We start from the raw sequence: 22110 nt of genomic DNA on the forward strand, positions 1-22110 counted from the left end.
CTGGGTGACCCCCACACTTCCCGAAGCCTGTCGGTTGTACGACCGAAACTTTCGGAGGCACCCGCAATGAGATCTCTGAGAACGGGCTCCACCCTGGCTTCCCGCGTCACCGGCGCCCTGACCGGCGCCCTCACCGGCGTCACGCTGCTCGGCGGGCTGCTGTTACCGGCACCCGCCGCGCACGCCGCCGACGCACCCCTGCGCGACCTCGCCGACGCCAAGGGCAAGGTGATCGGCACCGCGGTCACCGGCTCCAGGCTCACCGGCACCTACGGGGAGATCACCGCCCGCGAGTTCAACGCGCTGACCCCCGGCAACGCCATGAAATGGGGCTCCGTCGAGCCCACCCGGGGCAGTTTCGACTGGGCCGAGGCCGACCGCATCGTCGACTTCGCCGAGGCCAACGGCCAGCAGGTGCGCGGCCACACCCTGGTCTGGCACAGCCAGAACCCGAACTGGCTGACCAACGGCACCTGGACCGCCGCCGAACTGCGGCAGCTGATGACCGACCACATCGCCACCGAGGTCGGCCGCTACCGGGGCCGGCTGGCCACCTGGGACGTGGTCAACGAGCCGTTCAACGAGGACGGCACCTACCGGCAGACCCTCTGGTACAACGGCCTCGGCGCCGACTACATCGCCGAGGCGCTGACCGCGGCCCGCGCCGCCGACCCGAGCGCCGACCTCTACATCAACGACTACAACGTCGAGGGCGTCAACGCGAAGTCCACCGCCCTGTACAACCTGGTCAGGGACCTCAAGGCGCGCGGCGTCCCGATCGACGGCGTCGGTCTCCAGGCCCACCTCATCCTCGGCCAGGTGCCGTCCACGCTCCAGCAGAACATCCAGCGCTTCGCCGACCTCGGCGTGGACGTGGCGATCACCGAGCTGGACATCCGGATGAACCTGCCCTCGGACAGTGGCAAGCTCGCCCAGCAGGCCGCCGAGTACAAGCAGGTCGTCAACGCCTGCGTGGCCGTGGACCGTTGCGTGGGCGTCACGGTGTGGGGCTTCACCGACTCCGACTCCTGGATCCCGGACACCTTCCCCGGACAGGGCGCGGCGACGCCGTACGACGAGAACTACGCGCCGAAACCGGCGTACTACGCCATCGCGGAGGCCCTCGGCGGTACGACGACTCCGCCGGCCGACGCCTGCACGGCGACGTACAGCATCGTGAACCAGTGGAACACCGGGTTCACCGGGCAGGTGCGGATCGCCTGCGACGGGGCCGCGCTGTCGTCGTGGAAGGTCGACTGGACCTACGGAGCCGGGCAGCGGATCACCCAGGCGTGGAACGCCACCTGCAACCAGTCGGGTGCGGCGGTGACTTGCTCCAACGCCTCCTACAACGGGACGGTGCCGGACGGGGGTTCGGTGACGTTCGGGTTCAACGGGACGTGGAGCGGGAGCAATCCGGTGCCCGTGGTGACGGTGGGATGAGAAATCTGAGAATTTCTCAAGAAACGTCCACGTGCTGACATCGCCTTAACAATTCGGACTTACGTTCTTCGGGTGACCGCAGACGTGACGAACGGGGACGAGGGCAGACGAGCGGGCCGGCGGTCGAGAGTGCTGAGGATCGCCGGCCTCACCCTCGCGGGCGCGCTGGTCCTGGCCGTGGGGGCGGCCGGCTGGGCGTACTGGCAGCTCAACGACAACATCAAGAGCGTCGACATCAACAGCGCGCTCGGCGACGACCGGCCGCTGAAGGCGACGCCGACGCCCTCGGCCTCCACCGAGGAACTGCCCACCGAGGCGCTGAACATCCTGGTGCTGGGCTCCGACACGCGCAGCGGCGCCGAGAACCAGGCGCTCGGCGGCGGGGACAGCGAGGGCGGGCGCTCCGACACGGCGATGGTGGTGCACCTGGACCCCGGCCGGTCCACGGCGACCGTGGTGAGCATTCCGCGCGACACCCTGGTCACGCGTCCGTCCTGCCCGCTTGAGGACGGCGGTTCGACCGCGATCGCCTACAACTCCATGTTCAACAGCGCCTATTCGGTGGGCGGGCCGGTGTGCGCGGTGAAGACGGTCGAGTCGGTCACCGGGGTGCGCATGGACCACTACATCGAGATCGACTTCGCGGGCTTCGCGAAGCTGGTGGACGCGCTCGGCGGAGTCACCGTCACCACCGAGGAGGACATCGACGACGAGGACAGCCACCTCACCCTGGAGGCCGGCACCCACCATCTCGACGGCGAGCGGGCCCTGGCCCTCGCCCGCACCCGGCACGGCATAGGCGACGGCAGCGACCTGGGCCGCATAGAGCTCCAGCAGCACCTGGTGAAGGCCCTGCTTGAGCAGGTCTCCGCGACCGACCTGCTCACCGACCCGGCCAAGCTGTACCGGGTCGCCGACGCGGTCACCGGCAGCCTCACCACCGACACCGGCCTGGACTCCCTGACCGAGCTGACCCGGCTCGGGCGCAGCCTGAGCGGGCTGTCGGCGGACGCGGTGACCACCGTGACCCTGCCGGTCGTACCGGCGCCGTCGGACCCCAACCGGGTGGTGGCCGACGAGCCGGAGGCGAGCGAGCTGTGGGAGTCGCTGCGCTGAACGGGTAGCCGAGAGAAATTCTTTGGGTGTGTGTCGATCCGGGGCGTCACTGTTCGACGCACAGGTGAGAGGCCGGGAAGGACCCGGCCGCCGCACACCCGAGGAGTCACCGTGCCCCGCTATCTGTCCCTGGTGAAGATCGACGAGCGGACCGCACCCGCCGAGGGCCCCAGCGAAGAGCTGATGCAGCGCATGGGGGAGCTGATCGAGGAGATGACGAAGGCCGGGGTGCTGCTCGACACCGCCGGTCTCACCCCCACCGTCCAGGGTGTCCGGGTCCACTACGCGGGCGGCGGCACCACGGTCACGGACGGGCCGTTCACCGAGGCCAAGGAGGTCATCGGCGGCTACGCGATCATGCAGTGCAAGGACCGGGCCGAGGCGATCGAGTGGACCAAGCGGTTCCTGAAGGTCCACGAGCCGCACTGGACGGTCACCTGCGAGGTGCGGGAGATCGCCGAGGGCTGAGCGTCCTTGGCCGACCGGGCCCGAGGGGTGTTGCATGGTGGGCTGTGACCACACAGCCCACCCCCGACCCCCGGGGCGCCGTGGAGACCGTCTTCCGGATGGAGTCGCCGAGGATCGTCGCCGCCGTCGCCCGGATCGTGCGGGACGTCGGCCTCGCCGAGGAACTGGCCCAGGACGCCCTGGTCGCGGCGCTGGAGCAGTGGCCGCGGGAGGGGGTGCCGGACAACCCCGGCGCCTGGCTGATGACCACCGCACGGCACCGGGCCGTCGACCTGGTCCGGCGCCGCGAGACCTACGCCCGCAAGCTCGCCGAGATCGGCCGCGACCTGTCCGAGGCGGTGCCGCCGGAGGAGCCCTCCGGGCCCGGCGACATCGACGACGACCTGCTCCGGCTGGTCTTCACCACCTGCCACCCGGTGCTGTCCACCGAGGCCCGCACCGCCCTCACCCTGCGCCTGCTCGGCGGCCTGACCACGGCCGAGATCGCCCGCGCCTTCCTGGTCCCCGAGCCGACGGTCGCCCAGCGCATCGTCCGCGCCAAGCGCACCCTCGCCCGGAAGAACGTCGCCTTCGAGGTCCCCTACGGCCCCGACCGCGAGGCCCGCCTCGACTCCGTCCTGGACGTCATCTACCTGATCTTCAACGAGGGGTACGCCGCCACGGCGGGCGACGACTGGCTGCGGCCGTCCCTGTGCGAGGACGCCCTGCGCCTGGCCCGCGTCCTGTCCGCGCTGATGCCCAAGGAGCCGGAGGTCCACGGCCTGACCTCGCTCCTGGAGTTCCAGGCCTCCCGCGCCGCCGCCCGCACCGGCCCCGACGGCGAACCGGTCCTGCTGAAGGACCAGGACCGCCGCCGCTGGAACCGCATGCTGATCGCCCGCGGCATCAAGGCCCTGTCCCGCGCCGAGGCCACGGCCGCCGGCGCCCCGCGCGGCCGCTACACCCTCCAGGCCGCCATCGCCGCCTGCCACACCCACGCGTACCGGTACGAGGAGACGGACTGGAAGAGCATCGCGACCCTGTACGCGTTGCTGGCGGCCCGGGCCCCGTCCCCGGTGGTGGAACTCAACCGGGCGGTGGCGGTGTCGATGGCGCAGGGCCCGGCCCCCGCCCTGGGGATCGTCGACACCCTGACCGACGAACCCGCCCTGCGCGACTACCACTTGCTCCCCAGCGTCCGGGGCGACCTGTTGTACCGCCTGGGCCGCACCGAGGAGGCGCGGGCGGAGTTCGAACGGGCGGCGGCGCTGACGCGGAATGCCAGGGAACGGGAGCTGTTGCTGCGCAGGGCGCGAGAGGTCTGAGGCGGCAGGGGTTCGCGCGGCGGGGCGTAGCACCGGGCCGCTGCCGCAGACGCGCCCGGGGCGAGCCGCCCGCGCCCAGCGGCACGACTGCCGTGGCCGCGCCGTGCTGCGGAGGCCCGCCCGTGCGGGCGCCTTCGCGATGCCGCGCCGTCGGCCGCCCGGGCGCGCCGGGCTCAGGTCGGGTGGCCGAGCAGCATCGTCGGTGCCCCCGCCACCCGGGTCAGGAAGACCGTTGCCGCGTTCGGCCCCTGCGGCTTGACCTTCCTGCGCAGTTCCTCCGGTTCCACCGCCGATCCGCGCTTCTTGACGGTGAGGGTGCCCACCTCGCGTTCCCGGAGGAGGGCCTTCAACTTCTTGACGTTGAAGGGGAGTTGGTCGGTGATCTGGTAGGCGGAGGCGTACGGGGTGGGGCGCAGGGTGTCGGCGGTGACGTAGGCGATGGTCGGGTCGATCAGGCCGGCGTCGAGCTCCTCGGCGACCTCGGCGACCAGGTGGGAGCGGATGACGGCGCCGTCGGGCTCGTACAAGTAGCGGGCGACGGGGCGGACTTCGGGGTTGGGCAGGCCCCGGGAGACCAGGGTGCGCGGGCCGGGCAGCAGGGTCGCGCGGACCGTGCCGGGCGCGGTGCCGAACCAGAGCACCGCCTCCTTCACATCCCCGCCGTCGGAGATCCACTCCGCCTCGGCCTCGGCCGGGACCGCCTCGTGCGGGATGCCGGGGGCGATCTTCAACGCGGCCCGGGGTGCCTTCAGCGCCGCCTCCACCGCCCAGGACAGGGGCGGCGAGTACGCCTCCGGGTCGAAGATCCGGCCGCGCCTGGACGAGCGGCGGGCCGGGTCCACGAACACCGCGTCGTAGCCGGACGTGTCGACCTCCGTCACGTCCGCCTCGCGCACCTCGATGAGGTCGGCGAGCCCCAGCGCCCCGGCGTTGGCGCGGGCGGCGGCGGCCGTCACCGGGTCCCGGTCCACCGCGAGCACCCGGATCCCGGCCCGCGCCAGCGCGATCGCGTCGCCGCCGATCCCGCAACACAGGTCGGCGACCGAGGAGACCCCCAGCTCCCGCAGCCGCCCCGCCCGGTACGCCGCCACGCTCGCCCGCGTCGACTGCTCGACCCCGTTCGGCGTGAAGAACATCCGCGAGGCGTCCTCCTCCCCGAACTTCGCCGCCGCCCGCTGCCGCAGCCGGGCCTGCCCGAGCGCCGCCGACACCAGTGCGGCGGGGTGGTCGCGGCGCAGCCGGGTGGCGACGGCGAGTTCGTCGGCGGGCGCGGTGCCGCGCACGGCGTCGAGGAGGGCGCGGCCCTCGGAGGTGAGGAGGGGAGTGAGGTCGTTCACCGGCTCATTGTGGGCCAGTCGGTGGACCGTACGCCCGCCGTGGCGGTGTCGGCCGGGGAACGGCGGAGCCGCCTGGGAGGATCCGGCCCCATGCGAGTAGTAGTACAAAATGATAAAAACCGGTCGCGCCGGGCGATGCGCGTACGCGGTGGACTCGCCGCGCTGGCCGTCGCCGCCATCGCCTCGGGCTGTGTGCAGAACACCGGCCCGGCCCGCCCGCGCGCCCACCCCGCCCCCGGCCGCGAGCCCCTGCTCGCCCCGCCCGCCCGGGCCCTGGACGCCTACGCGAACCGGCTGCACGCCTCCGCCGTGGCCCGCGCCGCCGCCGCGAACCGCTGGGGCCTGGCCGGAACCCCGCTCGCCGCCCCGCCGCCGCCCGCGAAGAAGCCGCGCATCACCACCCGCAGGGGCTTCGAGGTCGACAACCACGTCGAGGACGGACTCCCGCCGGTCTTCACCACCGTCCCGACCGACCGCAAGGTCGTCTTCCTCACCGTCGACGACGGCGCCGAGAAGGACCCGGCGTTCCTGCGCATGATGACCGAGCTGAACATCCCGTACACCGCCTTCCTCAGCGACTACCTGGTCAAGGAGGACTACGGGTACTTCGAACGGATGCATCGTGCGGGCGTCCGCCTGAACAACCACACCCTGCACCACCCTTACCTGCCCGGCCTGTCCTACGCCCGCCAGAGGCAGGAGATCTGCGGCATGCAGGACGTCATCACCGAGCGCTACGGAAAGCGGCCCACACTCTTCCGGCCCCCCTTCGGCAGTTACAACCGCGCCACCCTGCGCGCCGCCAAGAGCTGCGGCATCACCCACGTACCGCTGTGGAACGCGGAGGTCTTCGTCGACCGCTGGGAGTACCGCGAGGTGGACCAGGACATCCACCCCGGCGACATCGTGCTCACCCACTTCCGCGGCAAGCAGCACTGGAAGGGCACGATGCCCGACATGATCCGCCGGTTCCTGAACCGCGTCACCGCCGAGGGATACGCGGTGGCCCGGCTGGAGGACTACCTGTGAGGCCCGCCCGCCCGCTCGCCGCCCTGCTGACCGCCGCACTCCTCACCGGCTGCGCCGCCTCCGCCGACGGCTCCGACCGCCCCGGCGAGCCCTCGGCCCGCGCCCCCCAGCCCTACAGGCACCGCCTGCCCCCGGTGGTGGACCGCGTCCCGACAGACGACAGGGTCGTCTTCCTCACCGTCGACGACGGCGCCGAACAGGACCCCCGCTTCATCGGCCTGGTCCGCGAACAGCGGCTCCCGGTCGCCGTGTTCCTCACCGACAGCGTCGTCGGCCCCGGCTACGCCCACTTCGCGCGCCTGCGCGAGGTCGGCGCCTCGCTCCAGAACCACACCCTCGACCACACCACCCTGCGCGGACTGCCCTACGCCGCCCAGCGCGCCGAGATCTGCGGTCAGCAGCACAAGCTCCGCTCCCGCTTCGGGGTGCGCCCCCGCCTCTTCCGCCCCCCGCACGGCCTCTACGACACCACCACCCTGCGCGCGGCGGCGAGCTGCGGAATCGCGGCGGTGGTCCGCTGGCGGGCCGTCATGAACGCCGACGGCACCCTGACCTACCCCGAGGGCCCGCGCCACCTGAACCCCGGCGACATCGTGTCCGTACCCTCCGACGACCCGACGGGCCTGCCCCTGGTGGAGCGGACGAGACGCCTGCTGAAGGAAATCCGGGAACGGAAGTTGCGGCCGGCGAACCTGGAAAGCTACCTGTAGCCCCTCAGCCCGTCCGGCGCCCGAGGACGAGGCCGTGCAGGCCGACAGGGGGGTGCGGGGGCACAGCCCCCGGGGACGGCCACCCGAACCCGGGGTACGGCAGCCCCGAGCCACGCCAGCGCAGCGAATTGGCACTCCGCTTGACCGAGTGCTAATCGCGGTCATAGTCTCGGGTCTGGCACTCCCCCCTGGAGAGTGCCAAATACGCGACGGGCAGGTCCGGCACCCGCGACGACGGATCCACCTGGTCGCCACCTCAGACAGTTAACCCCGTGAGATCTCCGAAGGGGGAGGTCGGATCGTGACGACCGCCAGCTCCAAGGTTGCCATCAAGCCGCTTGAGGACCGCATTGTGGTCCAGCCGCTGGACGCCGAGCAGACCACGGCCTCTGGCCTGGTCATTCCGGACACCGCGAAGGAGAAGCCCCAGGAGGGCGTCATCCTCGCCGTGGGCCCGGGCCGCTTCGAGAACGGCGAGCGCCTGCCGCTCGACGTGAAGGTCGGCGACATCGTGCTGTACAGCAAGTACGGCGGCACCGAGGTGAAGTACAACGGCGAGGAGTACCTCGTCCTCTCGTCCCGCGACGTGCTCGCGATCATCGAGAAGTAAGTCCACCTCAAGCCTTTGATGCTTGACGCTGCGCCCCTGGCCCCCGCGACCGTTTTCAGAAGCCGGGCGCCGGGGCGCAGTGCCGTTTACACCCACAGATTTCCGAGAGGGCTCCCGCTGTCATGGCGAAGATCCTGAAGTTCGACGAGGACGCCCGTCGCGCCCTTGAGCGCGGCGTCAACAAGCTGGCCGACACGGTCAAGGTGACGATCGGCCCCAAGGGTCGCAACGTCGTCATCGACAAGAAGTTCGGCGCGCCGACCATCACCAACGACGGTGTCACCATCGCCCGCGAGGTCGAGATCGAGGACCCGTACGAGAACCTGGGCGCCCAGCTGGTGAAGGAGGTGGCGACCAAGACCAACGACATCGCCGGTGACGGCACCACCACCGCCACCGTGCTGGCCCAGGCGCTGGTCCGCGAGGGCCTGAAGAACGTCGCCGCGGGCGCCTCCCCGGCGCTGCTGAAGAAGGGCATCGACGCGGCCGTCGCCGCCGTCTCCGAGGATCTGCTCGCCTCCGCCCGCCCGATCGACGAGAAGTCCGACATCGCCGCCGTGGCCGCGCTGTCCGCCCAGGACCAGCAGGTCGGCGAGCTCATCGCCGAGGCCATGGACAAGGTCGGCAAGGACGGTGTCATCACCGTCGAGGAGTCCAACACCTTCGGTCTGGAGCTGGACTTCACCGAGGGCATGGCCTTCGACAAGGGCTACCTGTCGCCGTACTTCGTGACGGACCAGGAGCGCATGGAGGCCGTCCTGGAGGACCCGTACATCCTCATCAACCAGGGCAAGATCTCCTCCATCCAGGACCTGCTGCCGCTGCTGGAGAAGGTCATCCAGGCCGGCTCCTCCAAGCCGCTGCTGATCATCGCCGAGGACGTCGAGGGCGAGGCCCTGTCGACCCTGGTCGTCAACAAGATCCGCGGCACCTTCAACGCGGTCGCGGTCAAGGCCCCCGGCTTCGGTGACCGCCGCAAGGCGATGCTGCAGGACATGGCGGTCCTCACCGGCGCCACGGTCATCTCCGAGGAGGTCGGCCTCAAGCTCGACCAGGCCGGTCTGGACGTGCTGGGCACCGCCCGCCGCGTGACCGTCACCAAGGACGACACCACCATCGTGGACGGCGCCGGCAAGTCCGAGGACGTCCAGGGCCGCGTCGCCCAGATCAAGGCCGAGATCGAGAACACCGACTCCGACTGGGACCGCGAGAAGCTCCAGGAGCGCCTCGCGAAGCTGGCCGGCGGCGTGTGCGTGATCAAGGTCGGCGCCGCCACCGAGGTGGAGCTGAAGGAGAAGAAGCACCGTCTGGAGGACGCCATCTCCGCGACCCGCGCCGCGGTCGAGGAGGGCATCGTCTCCGGTGGTGGCTCCGCGCTCGTCCACGCCGCGAAGGTGCTGGAGGGCGGCCTGGGCAAGTCCGGCGACGAGGCCACCGGTGTCTCGGTCGTCCGCCGCGCCGTCGTCGAGCCGCTGCGCTGGATCGCCGAGAACGCGGGCCTTGAGGGCTACGTCATCGTCTCCAAGGTCGCCGACCTGGAGAAGGGCAGCGGCTACAACGCCGCCACCGGCGAGTACGGCGACCTGATCAAGGCCGGCGTCATCGACCCGGTCAAGGTCACCCGCTCCGCCCTGGAGAACGCCGCCTCCATCGCCTCCCTGCTGCTCACGACCGAGACCCTGGTCGTCGAGAAGAAGGAAGAGGAGGAGCCCGCCGCCGCCGGTCACGGTCACGGCCACGCTCACTGACGTACTCCGTCACCGAAGGCCCGGCACCCGCGTAAGGTGCCGGGCCTTCGGGCTGTCCTGCCCGCGCTACCTCTCCAGGTCCTCCAGCGCGCCCAACTGCTCCATCAGCCCGAGCCGGTCGTACTGCCACCAGCCCTCGGCGATCTTCCCGTCCGGCGTGCAGCGGTGGATGGTGCACCCGGTCATGGACACCTCTTTGCCGGTCGCCGGGATGCCCATGAAGTCGCCGGTGTGCCGGCCGTTCCAGGTCCAGCGGGTGCACACCCGGTCACCCTGGGCCAACTGGTCCTCGACCGTGAACGAGAAGTCGAAGGCGCCCCGCCACATCGCCACTTCCCGGCGGATCGCGTCCATCCCGATGGCGTCCTGCGGACGGGCCGGATCGTGGTCGTGGTAGTCCTCGATCAGCACGTCGTTGAAGGTGGGGTCCTGCGGCCCGGCCAGCTCCTCGAAGAACCGCCGCGCGGTCAACCGGTAGAGCTGCTCGTCACGGATGACGTCCAGGTCGGTGAAGGTCGGCATCTCGTCGCAGAGCGCGACCATCTCCTGGAAGATCTTCCCGGTCTCCGGCAGGTTCGAGTTCCGCATCGCCTCCTCGTACGACGGGAACTCCACGATCTCGATGAGGTGGGTGGCGTCGGAGCGGTCCTTGCCGATCAGGCTGTGCGTCGCGGTCCGCTTCCCCTTGGTCTGTTCGACCCATGTGTCCAGCAGCCGGTTCATCTCGTCGAGCCGGCTCGTCCTGCAGTCGATGAGCTGTACGAACGTCATGGCGCCTCCGTCCCCCGGGGGTCCGGTCGAACAGCTCCATTCTCCTACTGCGGGCCGTACTTGCGACCGGTCCGGGAGGTGACCGCCCCGAGCATCCCGCGCGGTACGACCTTGGTGACGCCCAGCAGCACCTTGTACCGGGCGTCCGGGATGGAGACGGTCTTGCCGCGCGCCAGATCGGCCAGCGCCGACGCCACCAGCTTGTCGGCGTCCAGCCACATCCAGCCCGGGATGTTGTCGGTGCCCATCCCGGCCCGCTCGTGGAACTCGGTGCGCACGAAGCCCGGGCACAGGGCCATCAGCCGCACCCCGCTGCCCGCGAGGTCCCGGGCCGCGCCCTGGGTGAACTGCACGACCCACGCCTTGGAGGCGCCGTAGGTGCCGCGCGGCACGAAGGCGGCGACCGAGGCGACGTTGACGATCCCGCCCCGGCCGCGCTCGCGCATCGCCCCGGCGGCGGCCGAGGTCAGCCGGAGCACCGCCTCGCAGTGCACCTTGAGCATCTTCAGCTCGTCGTCCATGGAGACGTCGAGATAGCGGCCCTTGTTGCCGAAACCGGCGTTGTTGATCAGCAGGTCGACCGGGTCACGGCGGTCGGCGAGCCGGGCGGCGGCCGTCTCGATGCCCTCGTCCGTCGCCAGGTCCGCGGTCAGGACCTCCGCCTCGATGCCGTGCCGGTCGTGCAGTTCGGTGGCCTGCTCGCGCAGCCGCTTGGTGTCCCGCGCGACCAGGACGAGGTTGTGCCCGTCGGCGGCCAGCCGCCGCGCGAACGCGGCGCCGATGCCCGCGGTCGATCCCGTGATGAGAGCCGTTGTCATGGCGCAAGATTAGTGACCCGGACCGGACGAATCCGCTCCCTTCCGGCCCGCGCCGGGCACGTCACCGGGCGGCTTCTCAACTCCCGTGCTGCTCCACGTACTTGCGCGCCGCCGCCAGCGACTCCGGGTGCAGCGCCTCGCCCGCCGCCAGCAGCCGGGGCAGCAGGTCCCGCCGTGTGGTCACCGCCCGGAACTGCAGCGCCACCGTCACGTCGTGGTCGGGCCGGTGCAGGATCTCCACCGCGTCGCCCACCCGTACCTCACCGGGCTCGATCACCCGCAGATACGCGCCCGGCGCGCCCTTCTCCGTGAACCGCTTCACCCACCGCTGCTCACCCAGGTGCCCCTGGAAGGTGCGGCACGGAATCCGTCCGCTGGTCACCTCCAGCACCACCGAGGACCCGATCCGCCAGCGCTCCCCGATCAGCGCGCCGGAGACATCCACCCCGCTCGTGGTGAGGTTCTCCCCGAAGACGCCGTTGCGCAGGGTCCGGCCCAGTTCCCGCTCCCAGTCGTCGAGGTCCTCGCGCGCCATCGCGTACACGGCCTGGTCGTTCCCGCCGTGGTGGCGCAGCTCGCACACCTCGTCCCCGGCGACACCGCTCGCCCCGACACCCTTCGGCCCCGGCGCCGAGATCCGCACCGGCGCGTCGGTCGGCCGCTTGTCGATGCCGGTCACGCCCTCGGAGTGGTCGGTGTAGGGGACGGGGGTCCGGCGGCCCAGGTTCACAGACAGAAGCTTCATGACAGCACGGTAGGCGAGGATCGCTCAAAGGTCTCCCGCATTATTCGGCGCCGGATCAAAGCCTGACTTATCCTTGTGGGGTGATCGAGGCCAGACATCTGCGCGTGCTGCGTGCCGTCGCCGCCACCGGCTCCTTCTCGGCGGCGGGGCGCGAGCTGGGCTGCACCCAGCCCGCCGTCAGCCAGCAGATGAAGGCGCTGGAGGCATCCGTCGGCACCCCGCTGCTCGTGCGCAGCGGCCGTGAGATGCGGCTGACCCAGGCGGGCGAGGCCCTGGTCCGGCACGCGGCCGGCATCCTCGCCGGACTCACCGCCGCCGAGGAGGAGGTCGCCGCCATCGCGGGCCTGCGCGCGGGCCGGGTCCGGCTGGTCTCCTTCCCCAGCGGCAGCTCCACCCTCGTCCCCACCGCGCTGGCCGCCCTGCGCGCCGCCCATCCCGGCACCCGGGTCTCCCTGGAGGAGGCCGAGCCGCCGAAGTCGGTCGAACTGCTCCGCGAGGGCGACTGCGACCTCGCCCTCGCCTTCCGCTACGAAGGCGCGGCGCAGGAAGGCGAGTGGGACGACCTCGTCGTACGCCCTTTGCTCACCGACCGGTTGGTGGCGCTGGTGCCGGAGCGGCACCGGCTCGCGCGCGCGGAGTCGGTGGCCATCGGCGAACTGGCCGCCGAGCCCTGGATCGCCGGATGCCCGCGCTGCCGCGGGCAGTTGGTGCAGGTCTGCGAGAGCGCCGGATTCACCCCGCGCATCGACTTCGCCACCGACGACTACCCGGCGGTGGTCGGCCTGGTCGGCGCGGGCCTGGGTGTGGCCGTCCTGCCGCAGCTGGCGGTGGAGGCGGTGCGCCCGCGCGGGGTGCGCACGGTGACGCTGGAACCGGCGGTGCGCCGGGAGATCGTGGCGCTCACGCTGCCCGACCTCGCCCAGGTGCCGGCGGTGACGGCGACCCTGGAGCAGCTGGCGCGCGCCGCGGACGGTCAAGTGCGCGGCGCCCAGGGGGAGTCGGGCGCGCAGAAGTAAGGGCACGCCTTCCCGTGCCCTGAGTTGAAGAAACGTTCCTTCAGTTGTTCGAGGCGGACTCGCCGCCGCCGGCCGACGCCGACACCAGCCGGTGCCGCGCCCGGCCCATGAGCTCCTCGCGCTCGTCCTCGGTCAAGCCGCCCCACACGCCGTACGGTTCGCGCACCGCGAGCGCGTGCGCCGCGCACTGCGCGCGAACCGGGCACCTCATGCAGACCTCCTTGGCCGAGTTCTCACGAGCGCTTCGAGCCGCACCGCGCTCGCCCTCCGGATGGAAGAAGAGCGAGCTGTCCACCCCGCGGCAGGCAGCCAGGAGCTGCCAGTCCCACAGGTCCGCGTTCGGTCCGGGAAGGCGGGAGAAATCTGCCATTGCGTGACCCCTTGTAGCCGTTCTGGGCGGATACGGTGTCCACGACCGTACATCTACGATCTAAGGAGATGAAAATATGACTCATTGCGAATCTAGCCCTCAACACCAGCAAAGGGGAAGAAAAAGGGCCGAATGGGGCATGGCTTGTGATGAAAGCTTGAGGGTCCGCCCTGCATGTCTGCACCGTGTCCGCCCCCTCACGTACAGTGCCGAAGACGGCGCACGGCCCCGTAACTCTTTCGAGTGACCGTCGTTGAGAGGGCGGAGGCGGTTGAAACAACAAGGGCTCGGGCAGGCGTCCGAGACGGTCGACCGCACAGGTGACGATTTCGTACCAGCCTGGAGGCTCAAGGTGACGTGCATCAGCTGCGGAGGGCGGCCATGACATCCGTCCTCGTCTGCGACGACTCCCCGCTTGCCCGAGAGGCGCTCCGCCGCGCGGTGGCGACCGTGCCGGGCGTCGAGCGTGTGACGACGGCGGCCAACGGCGAGGAAGTCCTCCGCCGCTGGGGCGCCGACCGCTCAGACCTGATCCTGATGGACGTGCGCATGCCCGGACTGGGCGGTGTCGAGACCGTCCGGCGGCTGCTGTCCGCCGACCCCGGCGCGCGCATCATCATGCTCACCGTCGCCGAGGACCTGGACGGCGTGGCCCTCGCGGTCGCCGCGGGCGCCCGGGGCTACCTGCACAAGGACGCCTCCCGCGCGGAACTGCGCGCCACGGTGACGCAGGCCCTCGCCGACCCGACCTGGCGGCTCGCCCCGCGCCGGCTGCGCTCGGCCGAGATGGGCGCCGCGCCCACGCTCACCGCGCGCGAGATCCAGGTGCTGGAGGGCATGAGTCACGGCCGCTCCAACGCGGAGATCGGCCGGGAGCTGTTCCTGTCCGAGGACACGGTCAAGACCCACGCGCGCCGGCTGTTCAAGAAGCTCGGCGCCTCGGACCGGGCGCACGCCGTCGCGCTCGGCTTCCGGTGGGGCCTGGTCCGCTAGTCCGCCGCCCGTTTTTCGGCCGGAGCAGCCCGGTGGCGAGGGGGATCACCCCGCGCTCCGGCACCGCGGCCGGGGTGCTCCCGACCAGGAGTACGCACCGGCCCCCCGGGGCAGGCGGGACCTGCGACACCCGCCCCGCCCCGTCCTGTGGATCAGATCGGCGGCGGCCGTAGGACGAGACCGGACCGCGCCCCTTTGGGGCGCGGGTGCTCGTTTCGCCGCGGATGCCGCATCCTTGAGATGTGGAGTCTCTCGGGGACGAGTCGGTCGAGCGGAAGGGGAGGGCGCAGGAGATGAGTTCCGGCGCACCTGCTCATAACGCTTCGGTGCACAACATCGGACGCGGTGCCGCGGACCGTGAAGCCTCAGGGCACCATGGACCGATGCGCGACGACGAGGCGGTGAATGCCGCAGGGGCGATCGGTGCACTCGTCCACCGCGCCGTGGACGGGGACGAGCAGGCCACGCATGATCTGCTCGCCCATGTCCACCCCCTCGCACTGCGCTACTGCCGCACCCGTCTGTCCCGGCTTCCCGGTGACGCCCGGCACTTCGTGGAGGACCTCGCGCAGGAGGTCTGCGTCGCCGTCCTGCTCGCCCTGCCCCGCTACAAGGACACCGGCCGCCCCTTCGAGGCGTTCGTCTTCGCCATCGCCGCGCACAAGGTCGCCGACCTGCAGCGCGCCGCCATGCGCCACCCCGGGTCCACCGCCGTGCCCTCCGACGAGATGCCGGAGCGGCCCGACGACTCGCTCGGCCCCGAGGAGCGCGCCCTGCTCAGCAGCGATGCCGAGTGGGCCAAGAAACTGCTGGCCAACCTGCCGGAGAACCAGCGCGAACTGCTGCTGCTGCGGATCGCGGTCGGCCTGACCGCCGAGGAGACCGGCCAGATGTTGGGAATGTCACCCGGAGCCGTCCGGGTCGCCCAGCACCGGGCCCTGAGCAGGCTGCGGGCGCTCGCCGAGCAGTAGTCCCACCGGGTGAACGGGCGTTGCCCGCTTTCCGTACGAAAATACGAAGCCGTCGGGCGTCCGGAGCCGTGGAATTTGCCACCCCTGCTTCCCGTTAGCATGGACATCCGCACCGATCAAGGCCATTTGGGGAAGGTGTCATGACTGCCAACGTCGACGGAGTGCCCGCCAAATTCGCGACACTCGGGCTGACCTACGACGATGTGCTGCTGCTGCCGGGCGCCTCCGAGGTCCTGCCCAACGCGGTCGACACCTCGTCCCGCATCTCCCGCAATGTGCGGGTCAACATTCCCCTGCTCTCCGCCGCCATGGACAAGGTCACCGAGTCCCGGATGGCGATCGCGATGGCCCGTCTCGGCGGCGTCGGTGTGCTGCACCGCAACCTCTCCGTCGAGGACCAGGTCAACCAGGTCGACCTGGTGAAGCGGTCCGAGTCCGGCATGGTCACCGACCCCATCACGGTGCACCCGGAGGCGACCCTCGCCGAGGCGGACGCGCTGTGCGCCAAGTTCCGCATCAGCGGTGTCCCGGTCACCGACCCGGCCGGCAAGCTGCTCGGCATCGTCACCAACCGCGACATGGCCTTCGAGTCGGACCGCTCCCGCCAGGTGCGCGAGGTCATGACCCCGATGCCGCTGGTCACCGGCAAGGTCGGCATCTCCGGTGTCGAGGCCATGGAGCTGCTGCGCAAGCACAAGATCGAGAAGCTTCCGCTGGTCGACGACGAGGGCATCCTCAAGGGCCTGATCACGGTCAAGGACTTCGTCAAGGCCGAGAAGTACCCGAACGCCGCGAAGGACGCCGAGGGCCGGCTGCTCGTCGGTGCCGCGGTCGGCGCCAGCCCCGAGGCGCTGGAGCGGGCCCAGGCGCTCGCCGAGGCCGGGGTGGACTTCCTGGTCGTGGACACCTCGCACGGCCACAACAGCAACGCCCTGAGCTGGATGGCGAAGATCAAGTCGAGCGTGTCGGTCGACGTGATCGGCGGCAACGTCGCCACCCGTGACGGCGCGCAGGCCCTGATCGACGCCGGTGTCGACGGCATCAAGGTCGGTGTGGGCCCCGGTTCCATCTGTACGACCCGTGTCGTCGCCGGTATCGGTGTCCCGCAGGTCACCGCGATCTACGAGGCCGCGCAGGCCGCCCGTCCGGCCGGCATCCCGGTGATCGGCGACGGCGGTCTGCAGTACTCCGGCGACATCGGCAAGGCGCTCGCCGCCGGTGCCGACACCGTGATGCTGGGCTCGCTGCTCGCGGGCTGCGAGGAGTCGCCGGGCGAGCTGCTGTTCATCAACGGCAAGCAGTTCAAGTCCTACCGCGGCATGGGCTCCCTCGGTGCCATGCAGTCCCGCGGCCAGGGCAGGTCGTACTCCAAGGACCGCTACTTCCAGGCGGAGGTCTCCTCCGACGACAAGCTGGTGCCCGAGGGCGTCGAGGGCCAGGTGCCCTACCGCGGCCCGCTGGCCAACGTCCTTCACCAGCTCGTCGGCGGACTGCGCCAGACCATGGGCTACGTCGGCGCGGCCACCATCGAGGAGATGGAGTCCAAGGGCCGCTTCGTCCGCATCACCTCGGCGGGTCTGAAGGAGAGCCACCCGCACGACATCCAGATGACGGTCGAGGCGCCGAACTACAGCAGCAAGTAGTCACCGGCCGTTCGCGTCAGGGCGGCCCCGGGGTGCTCCGGGGCCGCCCTTGCCGTGCCCGTCGGCGATACTGGAAGACGCTGAAACGCATCAGGGAAAGGCCACAGACGTGACTGAGATCGAGATCGGGCGCGGCAAGCGCGGCCGCCGGGCGTACGCCTTCGACGACATCGCCGTCGTCCCGAGCCGCCGTACGCGGGACCCGAAGGAGGTCTCGATCGCCTGGCAGATCGACGCCTACCGCTTCGAGCTGCCGTTCCTGGCCGCCCCCATGGACTCGGTCGTCTCCCCGGCCACCGCGATCCGCATCGGCGAGCTGGGCGGCCTGGGCGTACTGAACCTCGAAGGCCTGTGGACCCGCTACGAGGACCCGCAGCCGTTGCTCGACGAGATCGCGGAGCTGCCCACGGAGGCCGCCACGCGCCGTCTGCAGGAGATCTACGCGGCGCCCATCAAGGAGGAGCTGATCGGCGCGCGCATCAAGGAGGTGCGCGACTCCGGCGTGGTCACGGCCGCCGCGCTCTCCCCGCAGCGCACGGCGCAGTTCTCCAAGGCGGTCGTCGACGCGGGCGTGGACATCTTCGTCATCCGCGGCACCACGGTCTCCGCGGAGCACGTCTCCGGTGCGCACGAGCCGCTGAACCTGAAGCAGTTCATCTACGAACTCGACGTCCCGGTGATCGTCGGCGGCTGCGCCACCTACACGGCCGCCCTGCACCTGATGCGCACCGGCGCTGCGGGCGTCCTGGTCGGCTTCGGCGGCGGCGCAGCGCACACCACGCGCAACGTGCTCGGCATCCGCGTCCCGATGGCCACGGCGGTCGCGGACGTGGCGGCGGCCCGCCGGGACTACATGGACGAGTCCGGCGGCCGGTACGTGCACGTCATCGCGGACGGCGGCGTCGGCTGGTCCGGCGACCTGCCCAAGGCCATCGCCTGCGGTGCGGACGCGGTGATGATGGGCTCCCCGCTGGCCCGCGCCACGGACGCGCCGGGCCGCGGCCACCACTGGGGCATGGAGGCGGTGAACGAGGAGCTGCCGCGCGGCAAGAAGGTCGACCTCGGCACCGTCGGCACCATCGAGGAGGTCCTCACCGGCCCCTCCCACACCCCCGACGGCTCCATGAACTTCTTCGGCGCCCTCCGCCGCGCCATGGCCACCACCGGCTACAGCGAGCTGAAGGAATTCCAGCGCGTCGAGGTGACGGTGGCGGACTCGCAGCATCAGCGGTAGGTCCTGCGACCGCGTGTGAAGGGCCGGCCGCCCGGTGGGGCGGCCGGCCCTTTGCATGCCCGGGGCGCGTGAGGTGGGGCAGGGGCGCGCGGTTGCGTTCCGGACCGACCCGGCCCGGTCGGGCGAGGTGCAGGCGATAACGTCCGGGTCGGCGCCCCAGGTTGCTCTGGAGCGCCCCCTTCCAAGGACTTGGTTCCGGACCCCGCGCCTCGGGGCCCGGCCCGATTTCCGACGGACCGTCCACCGGGCACTGGGCGGCATCGTGGAAGGGGGCGCCCCATGGGACGTCACCGCAAGCCCACTCGCTGGGATCGGATCCGGCTTCGGCTGGTGAGGTGCCGGAGGAGGTGGATCTTGCGGATGTTCGGATGGTGAGCGGCCGCCCCCACAGCAACTAGGGGCGGACACTCCGTGAACCATCCAGGAGCCTGTCGCAGAAAGCCCCTGCGGCGGGCTCCACCTGTGTCCGTAAGGTACCCGCGCCCGGTCCCGACTGCCACCGGATCAGGCACGTGGGCCACCTGTGCGCCCCCCTTCACAACCGATGCGCCGCCCCCGTAGGCGTAGCCCCCCTCGTGTCCAGCAACAGCTGGGCCTTTACCGACAAGCCCTGCATGTCGTACGTGCGGTGGTGCTGGAGGAGGATCGTCAGGTCGGCGTCGGCCGCTGCCTCGTAGAGGGAGTCCGCTCGGGGGAGGGGGCGGTCCAGGACCGTCCAGGACGGGATGTGGGGGTCGTGGTAGCTGACCGAGGCGCCGAGGCTCATCAGGCGGACGGCGATTTCCTCGGCGGGGGTGGACTGCTGGTCCGCCAGGTCCGGTTTGTAGGTGACGCCGAGGAGGAGGACTCGGGCTCCGCGCGCCGACTTGCCGTGCTCGTTCAGGAGGGTGGCCGCGCGCTGGACCACGTAACGGGGCATCTGGCTGTTGACCTGCTGGGCGAGTTCGACCATGCGCAGGGTGCGGCCCGCGTGGGCGGTGAGGTCCTGGGGGACCGTGTGGCCGCCGACGCCGGGGCCGGGGCGGAAGGACTGGAAGCCGAAGGGCTTGGTCTCGGCGCAGCGGATGACGTCCCACAGGTCGACGCCCAAGTCGTGGCAGAGGACGGCCATTTCGTTGACGAGGGCGATATTGACGTGGCGGAAGTTCGTCTCCAGGAGTTGGACGGTCTCCGCTTCTCTTGGGCCACGCGCGCGTACCACCTTGTCCGTGAGGCGGGAGTAGAAGGCCGCCGCCGACTCCGTGCAGGCCGGGGTCAGGCCGCCGATCACCTTCGGGGTGTTGGCGGGGGTGTGCTCGCGGTTGCCGGGGTCCACGCGGCTGGGGGCGTAGGCGAGGTGGAAGTCGCGGCCCGCGCGGAGCCCCGAGCCCTCTTCGAGGAGCGGGCGCAGCAGGCCCTCGGTGGTGCCCGGCGGGACGGGTGACTCCAGGATCACGGTGGTGTGCGGGCGCATCCGGCCGGCCAGGATACGGGCGGCGGACTCCACCTGGGTGAGGTCGAGGCCGCCGTCCGCCCCGCGCGGTGTGGGCGCGCAGATGACGGCGGTGCGCACCCGGCCCAGTTCGGCGGGGTCGGCGTCGTGCCGGAAGCCCGCCGCGAGCATGCGGCGCAGTTCGGCGGGGCTCAGTGAGCCTGGTTCGGGTCCGGTGGGGTATCCGAGGGTCGGGATGCCGGCGGCCACGGCGGCCTGGGCCAGCGGAAGGCCGTACGGGCCGAGTCCGATGACGGCGAGATCTGCGGGCATGGCGTGGGCCGTCCTTCCCAGTAACCGAAGCGGGACAGGTGCGCAAGCCCTGTGGACAGAATGAGCGAGCGCAATGTCAGACTAGGAGTAAATATGACCGAAATACGGGATTGATCCTTTGTGTCTTCCGGCAGGTGAGCCCAGCCGCGCCGGTCGGATCCGTGAAGGTTGTCCACAGGCTGGGGGCGAGTGGTGGCTGAAGTAGGGCAACACGGTCAGAATTTGGGCATGGGGGATACGACCGGCCGCGCCTCATGGAGGCGGCCGGGAGGACCTACAGCGGGAGGCAGCGGTGAGGACAGCGACACTGGGCCCGGCGCAGCGCGCCGAGTCACTCGCATCAATGGCCGAGCGCGAACTGGACCTGCTGGTCGTGGGCGCCGGGGTGGTCGGCGCGGGAACCGCCCTGGACGCGGCGACCCGGGGCCTGTCCACCGGCCTGGTCGAGGCGCGTGACTGGGCGTCGGGCACGTCGAGCCGGTCCAGCAAGCTGATCCACGGCGGACTGCGCTACCTGGAGATGCTCGACTTCGCCCTCGTCCGCGAGGCCCTGAAGGAGCGCGGCCTGCTGCTGGAACGGCTCGCCCCGCACCTGGTGAAGCCGGTGCCGTTCCTCTACCCCCTCCAGCACCAGGGCTGGGAGCGGCTCTACGCCGGTTCCGGCGTCGCCCTCTACGACGCCATGTCGATGGCCCGCGGCCACGGCCGGGGCCTGCCCGTGCACCGCCACCTGAGCCGCCGTCAGGCCCTGCGCATCGCCCCCGCCTTGAAGAAGGACGCCCTGGTCGGCGCCCTGCAGTACTACGACGCCCAGATGGACGACGCCCGCTATGTCGCCACCCTGGTGCGCACCGCCGCCGCCTACGGCGCCAAGGTCGCCAACCGCGCCCGCGTCACCGGCTTCCTGCGCGAGGGCGAACGCGTCGTCGGCGCCCGTGTCCAGGACGTCGAGGCGGGCGGCGAGTACGAGATCCGCGCCAAGCAGATCGTCAACGCCACCGGTGTGTGGACCGACGACACCCAGGCCATGGTCGGCGAGCGCGGCCAGTTCCACGTCCGCGCCTCCAAGGGCATCCACCTCGTCGTCCCCAAGGACCGCATCCACTCCACATCCGGGCTCATCCTGCGCACCGAGAAGTCCGTGCTGTTCGTCATCCCCTGGGGGCGGCACTGGATCATCGGCACCACCGACACCGACTGGGACCTCGACAAGGCCCACCCCGCCGCCTCCAGCGCCGACATCGACTACCTCCTCGAACACGTCAACTCCGTGCTCGCGGTGCCCCTCACCCGCGACGACGTCCAGGGCGTGTACGCGGGCCTGAGGCCCCTGCTGGCCGGTGAGTCCGACGCCACCAGCAAACTCTCCCGCGAACACACGGTCGCCCACCCGGTACCGGGTCTTGTCGTGGTCGCGGGCGGCAAGTACACGACGTACCGGGTCATGGCCAAGGACGCGGTGGACGAGGCCGTGCACGGACTCGACATGCGGGTCGCCGAGTGCGTCACTGAGGACGTCCCGCTGCTCGGCGCCGAGGGCTACCGCGCCCTGTGGAACGCGCGGGCGCGCATCGCCGCCCGCACCGGGCTCCATGTGGTGCGCGTGGAGCACCTGTTGAACCGGTACGGCGCCCTGACCGAGGAGATCCTCGACCTCATCGCCGAGGACCCCTCCCTCGGCGAACCGCTCGGCGCCGCCGACGACTACCTGCGCGCCGAGGTCGTCTACGCCGCCTCGCACGAGGGCGCGCGGCACCTGGACGACGTACTGACCCGGCGCACCCGCATCTCCATCGAGACCTTCGACCGCGGCACCCTCAGCGCCCGCGAGGCCGCCGAGTTGATGGCGCCGGTGCTCGGCTGGGACAAGGACCAGATCGAACGCGAGGTCCAGCACTACGACAAGCGCGTGGAGGCCGAGCGCGAGTCGCAGCGCCAGCCGGACGACCTCACGGCGGACGCGGCGCGGCTCGGGGCGCCGGACATCGTGCCGCTGTAGGGCGCCCGGCACTTCGCCCGCAAGGGCCGTACGTCCTCCGC

General features: G+C 71.1%; 20 protein-coding genes. 14 read left to right on the forward strand and 6 right to left on the reverse strand.

From position 1 onward, the window contains the following. The first annotated feature begins 66 nt into the window (after positions 1-66). The 4 genes from ACZ7L7_RS09725 to ACZ7L7_RS09740 all read left to right on the forward strand — a co-directional run bounded on the left by ACZ7L7_RS09725 (position 67) and on the right by ACZ7L7_RS09740 (position 4331). Positions 67-1443 (forward strand): glycoside hydrolase family 10 protein, encoded by a 1377-nt coding sequence (locus tag ACZ7L7_RS09725; RefSeq protein ID WP_472075458.1) that lies wholly within the window; start codon positions 67-69, stop codon positions 1441-1443. A 72-nt stretch (positions 1444-1515) separates the two neighbouring features. Next, complete coding sequence (locus ACZ7L7_RS09730; protein WP_453604998.1) at positions 1516-2559, forward strand: LCP family protein; 1044 nt, start codon at positions 1516-1518, stop codon at positions 2557-2559. Between the two features lie 111 nt (positions 2560-2670). Next, positions 2671-3027: a YciI family protein gene (locus tag ACZ7L7_RS09735; RefSeq protein ID WP_471591760.1), complete on the forward strand. Its 357-nt coding sequence runs from the start codon at positions 2671-2673 to the stop codon at positions 3025-3027. 44 nt (positions 3028-3071) lie between these two features. After that, a complete protein-coding gene (locus ACZ7L7_RS09740; protein WP_472075460.1) occupies positions 3072-4331 on the forward strand; it encodes an RNA polymerase sigma factor in 1260 nt (419 codons plus the stop codon). A gap of 173 nt (positions 4332-4504) precedes the next feature. Here ACZ7L7_RS09740 and ACZ7L7_RS09745 read toward each other — a convergent pair whose 3' ends face one another. Beyond that, complete coding sequence (locus tag ACZ7L7_RS09745; RefSeq protein ID WP_472075462.1) at positions 4505-5668, reverse strand: class I SAM-dependent methyltransferase; 1164 nt, start codon at positions 5666-5668, stop codon at positions 4505-4507. Between the two features lie 135 nt (positions 5669-5803). On the opposite strand from ACZ7L7_RS09745, the gene ACZ7L7_RS09750 reads away from it, so the two are divergent. The 4 genes from ACZ7L7_RS09750 (at position 5804) to groL (ending at position 9765) form a co-directional block, all read left to right on the forward strand. Beyond that, the gene (locus tag ACZ7L7_RS09750) at positions 5804-6697 is read left to right on the forward strand and encodes a polysaccharide deacetylase family protein (protein ID WP_472075464.1); all 894 of its coding nucleotides are present in this window, start codon (positions 5804-5806) and stop codon (positions 6695-6697) included. Next, positions 6694-7407 (forward strand): polysaccharide deacetylase family protein, encoded by a 714-nt coding sequence (locus ACZ7L7_RS09755; protein ID WP_453605003.1) that lies wholly within the window; start codon positions 6694-6696, stop codon positions 7405-7407. The genes ACZ7L7_RS09750 and ACZ7L7_RS09755 overlap by 4 nt, the downstream gene beginning before the upstream one ends. A 301-nt stretch (positions 7408-7708) precedes the next feature. Then, positions 7709-8017 (forward strand): co-chaperone GroES, encoded by a 309-nt coding sequence (gene groES, locus ACZ7L7_RS09760; protein WP_015658413.1) that lies wholly within the window; start codon positions 7709-7711, stop codon positions 8015-8017. 122 nt (positions 8018-8139) lie between these two features. Further along, positions 8140-9765: a chaperonin GroEL gene (gene groL / locus ACZ7L7_RS09765; protein WP_285510582.1), complete on the forward strand. Its 1626-nt coding sequence runs from the start codon at positions 8140-8142 to the stop codon at positions 9763-9765. 66 nt (positions 9766-9831) lie between these two features. On the opposite strand, the gene ACZ7L7_RS09770 is transcribed toward groL, so the two are convergent. The 3 genes from ACZ7L7_RS09770 to ACZ7L7_RS09780 all read right to left on the reverse strand — a co-directional run bounded on the left by ACZ7L7_RS09770 (position 9832) and on the right by ACZ7L7_RS09780 (position 12099). Beyond that, positions 9832-10536 (reverse strand): ester cyclase, encoded by a 705-nt coding sequence (locus tag ACZ7L7_RS09770; protein WP_285510581.1) that lies wholly within the window; start codon positions 10534-10536, stop codon positions 9832-9834. A gap of 44 nt (positions 10537-10580) precedes the next feature. Further along, positions 10581-11354 (reverse strand): SDR family NAD(P)-dependent oxidoreductase, encoded by a 774-nt coding sequence (locus tag ACZ7L7_RS09775; protein WP_285510580.1) that lies wholly within the window; start codon positions 11352-11354, stop codon positions 10581-10583. A 76-nt stretch (positions 11355-11430) separates the two neighbouring features. Next, positions 11431-12099: an MOSC domain-containing protein gene (locus ACZ7L7_RS09780; RefSeq protein ID WP_471428571.1), complete on the reverse strand. Its 669-nt coding sequence runs from the start codon at positions 12097-12099 to the stop codon at positions 11431-11433. An 80-nt stretch (positions 12100-12179) separates the two neighbouring features. Between ACZ7L7_RS09780 and ACZ7L7_RS09785 the strand changes: the two genes are divergently transcribed. After that, positions 12180-13115 carry a LysR family transcriptional regulator gene (locus tag ACZ7L7_RS09785; protein ID WP_285510578.1) on the forward strand — a complete coding sequence of 312 codons (936 nt, stop codon included), beginning with the start codon at positions 12180-12182 and terminating at the stop codon, positions 13113-13115. Between the two features lie 40 nt (positions 13116-13155). Here the strand turns inward: ACZ7L7_RS09785 and ACZ7L7_RS09790 are convergent, their stop codons facing one another. Then, positions 13156-13485 (reverse strand): WhiB family transcriptional regulator, encoded by a 330-nt coding sequence (locus ACZ7L7_RS09790; protein ID WP_285510577.1) that lies wholly within the window; start codon positions 13483-13485, stop codon positions 13156-13158. 381 nt (positions 13486-13866) lie between these two features. On the opposite strand from ACZ7L7_RS09790, the gene ACZ7L7_RS09795 reads away from it, so the two are divergent. The 4 genes from ACZ7L7_RS09795 to ACZ7L7_RS09810 all read left to right on the forward strand — a co-directional run bounded on the left by ACZ7L7_RS09795 (position 13867) and on the right by ACZ7L7_RS09810 (position 18326). Continuing rightward, complete coding sequence (locus tag ACZ7L7_RS09795) at positions 13867-14478, forward strand: response regulator transcription factor (RefSeq protein WP_003948568.1); 612 nt, start codon at positions 13867-13869, stop codon at positions 14476-14478. A gap of 383 nt (positions 14479-14861) precedes the next feature. Beyond that, a complete protein-coding gene (locus ACZ7L7_RS09800) occupies positions 14862-15449 on the forward strand; it encodes a sigma-70 family RNA polymerase sigma factor (protein ID WP_285510576.1) in 588 nt (195 codons plus the stop codon). A gap of 140 nt (positions 15450-15589) precedes the next feature. After that, entirely contained in the window at positions 15590-17092 is a 1503-nt protein-coding gene (gene guaB / locus ACZ7L7_RS09805) for an IMP dehydrogenase (protein WP_285510575.1), read from the forward strand. 109 nt (positions 17093-17201) lie between these two features. After that, positions 17202-18326: a GuaB3 family IMP dehydrogenase-related protein gene (locus ACZ7L7_RS09810; RefSeq protein WP_285510574.1), complete on the forward strand. Its 1125-nt coding sequence runs from the start codon at positions 17202-17204 to the stop codon at positions 18324-18326. Between the two features lie 535 nt (positions 18327-18861). Here ACZ7L7_RS09810 and ACZ7L7_RS09815 read toward each other — a convergent pair. Next, positions 18862-20070 carry a nucleotide sugar dehydrogenase gene (locus ACZ7L7_RS09815; RefSeq protein WP_471428575.1) on the reverse strand — a complete coding sequence of 403 codons (1209 nt, stop codon included), beginning with the start codon at positions 20068-20070 and terminating at the stop codon, positions 18862-18864. A gap of 292 nt (positions 20071-20362) precedes the next feature. Here ACZ7L7_RS09815 and ACZ7L7_RS09820 point away from each other — a divergent pair, with 292 nt between their 5' ends. Continuing rightward, positions 20363-22069: a glycerol-3-phosphate dehydrogenase/oxidase gene (locus tag ACZ7L7_RS09820; protein WP_453608460.1), complete on the forward strand. Its 1707-nt coding sequence runs from the start codon at positions 20363-20365 to the stop codon at positions 22067-22069. Positions 22070-22110 lie beyond the last annotated feature (41 nt).

Source organism: Streptomyces sp. NPDC110618 (genome assembly GCF_055657065.1).

Bases quoted from the DNA above. Each gene is read 5' to 3' on its own strand.
- groL (WP_285510582.1), top strand. From the start codon at position 8,140: ATGGCGAAGATCCTGAAGTTCGACGAGGACGCCCGTCGCGCCCTTGAG.
- ACZ7L7_RS09800 (WP_285510576.1), top strand. From the start codon at position 14,862: ATGCGCGACGACGAGGCGGTGAATGCCGCAGGGGCGATCGGTGCACTC.
- ACZ7L7_RS09790 (WP_285510577.1), bottom strand. From the start codon at position 13,485: ATGGCAGATTTCTCCCGCCTTCCCGGACCGAACGCGGACCTGTGGGAC.
- ACZ7L7_RS09815 (WP_471428575.1), bottom strand. From the start codon at position 20,070: ATGCCCGCAGATCTCGCCGTCATCGGACTCGGCCCGTACGGCCTTCCG.
- ACZ7L7_RS09725 (WP_472075458.1), top strand. From the start codon at position 67: ATGAGATCTCTGAGAACGGGCTCCACCCTGGCTTCCCGCGTCACCGGC.
- guaB (WP_285510575.1), top strand. From the start codon at position 15,590: ATGACTGCCAACGTCGACGGAGTGCCCGCCAAATTCGCGACACTCGGG.
- ACZ7L7_RS09780 (WP_471428571.1), bottom strand. From the start codon at position 12,099: ATGAAGCTTCTGTCTGTGAACCTGGGCCGCCGGACCCCCGTCCCCTAC.
- ACZ7L7_RS09775 (WP_285510580.1), bottom strand. From the start codon at position 11,354: ATGACAACGGCTCTCATCACGGGATCGACCGCGGGCATCGGCGCCGCG.
- ACZ7L7_RS09750 (WP_472075464.1), top strand. From the start codon at position 5,804: ATGCGCGTACGCGGTGGACTCGCCGCGCTGGCCGTCGCCGCCATCGCC.
- ACZ7L7_RS09795 (WP_003948568.1), top strand. From the start codon at position 13,867: ATGACATCCGTCCTCGTCTGCGACGACTCCCCGCTTGCCCGAGAGGCG.
- ACZ7L7_RS09770 (WP_285510581.1), bottom strand. From the start codon at position 10,536: ATGACGTTCGTACAGCTCATCGACTGCAGGACGAGCCGGCTCGACGAG.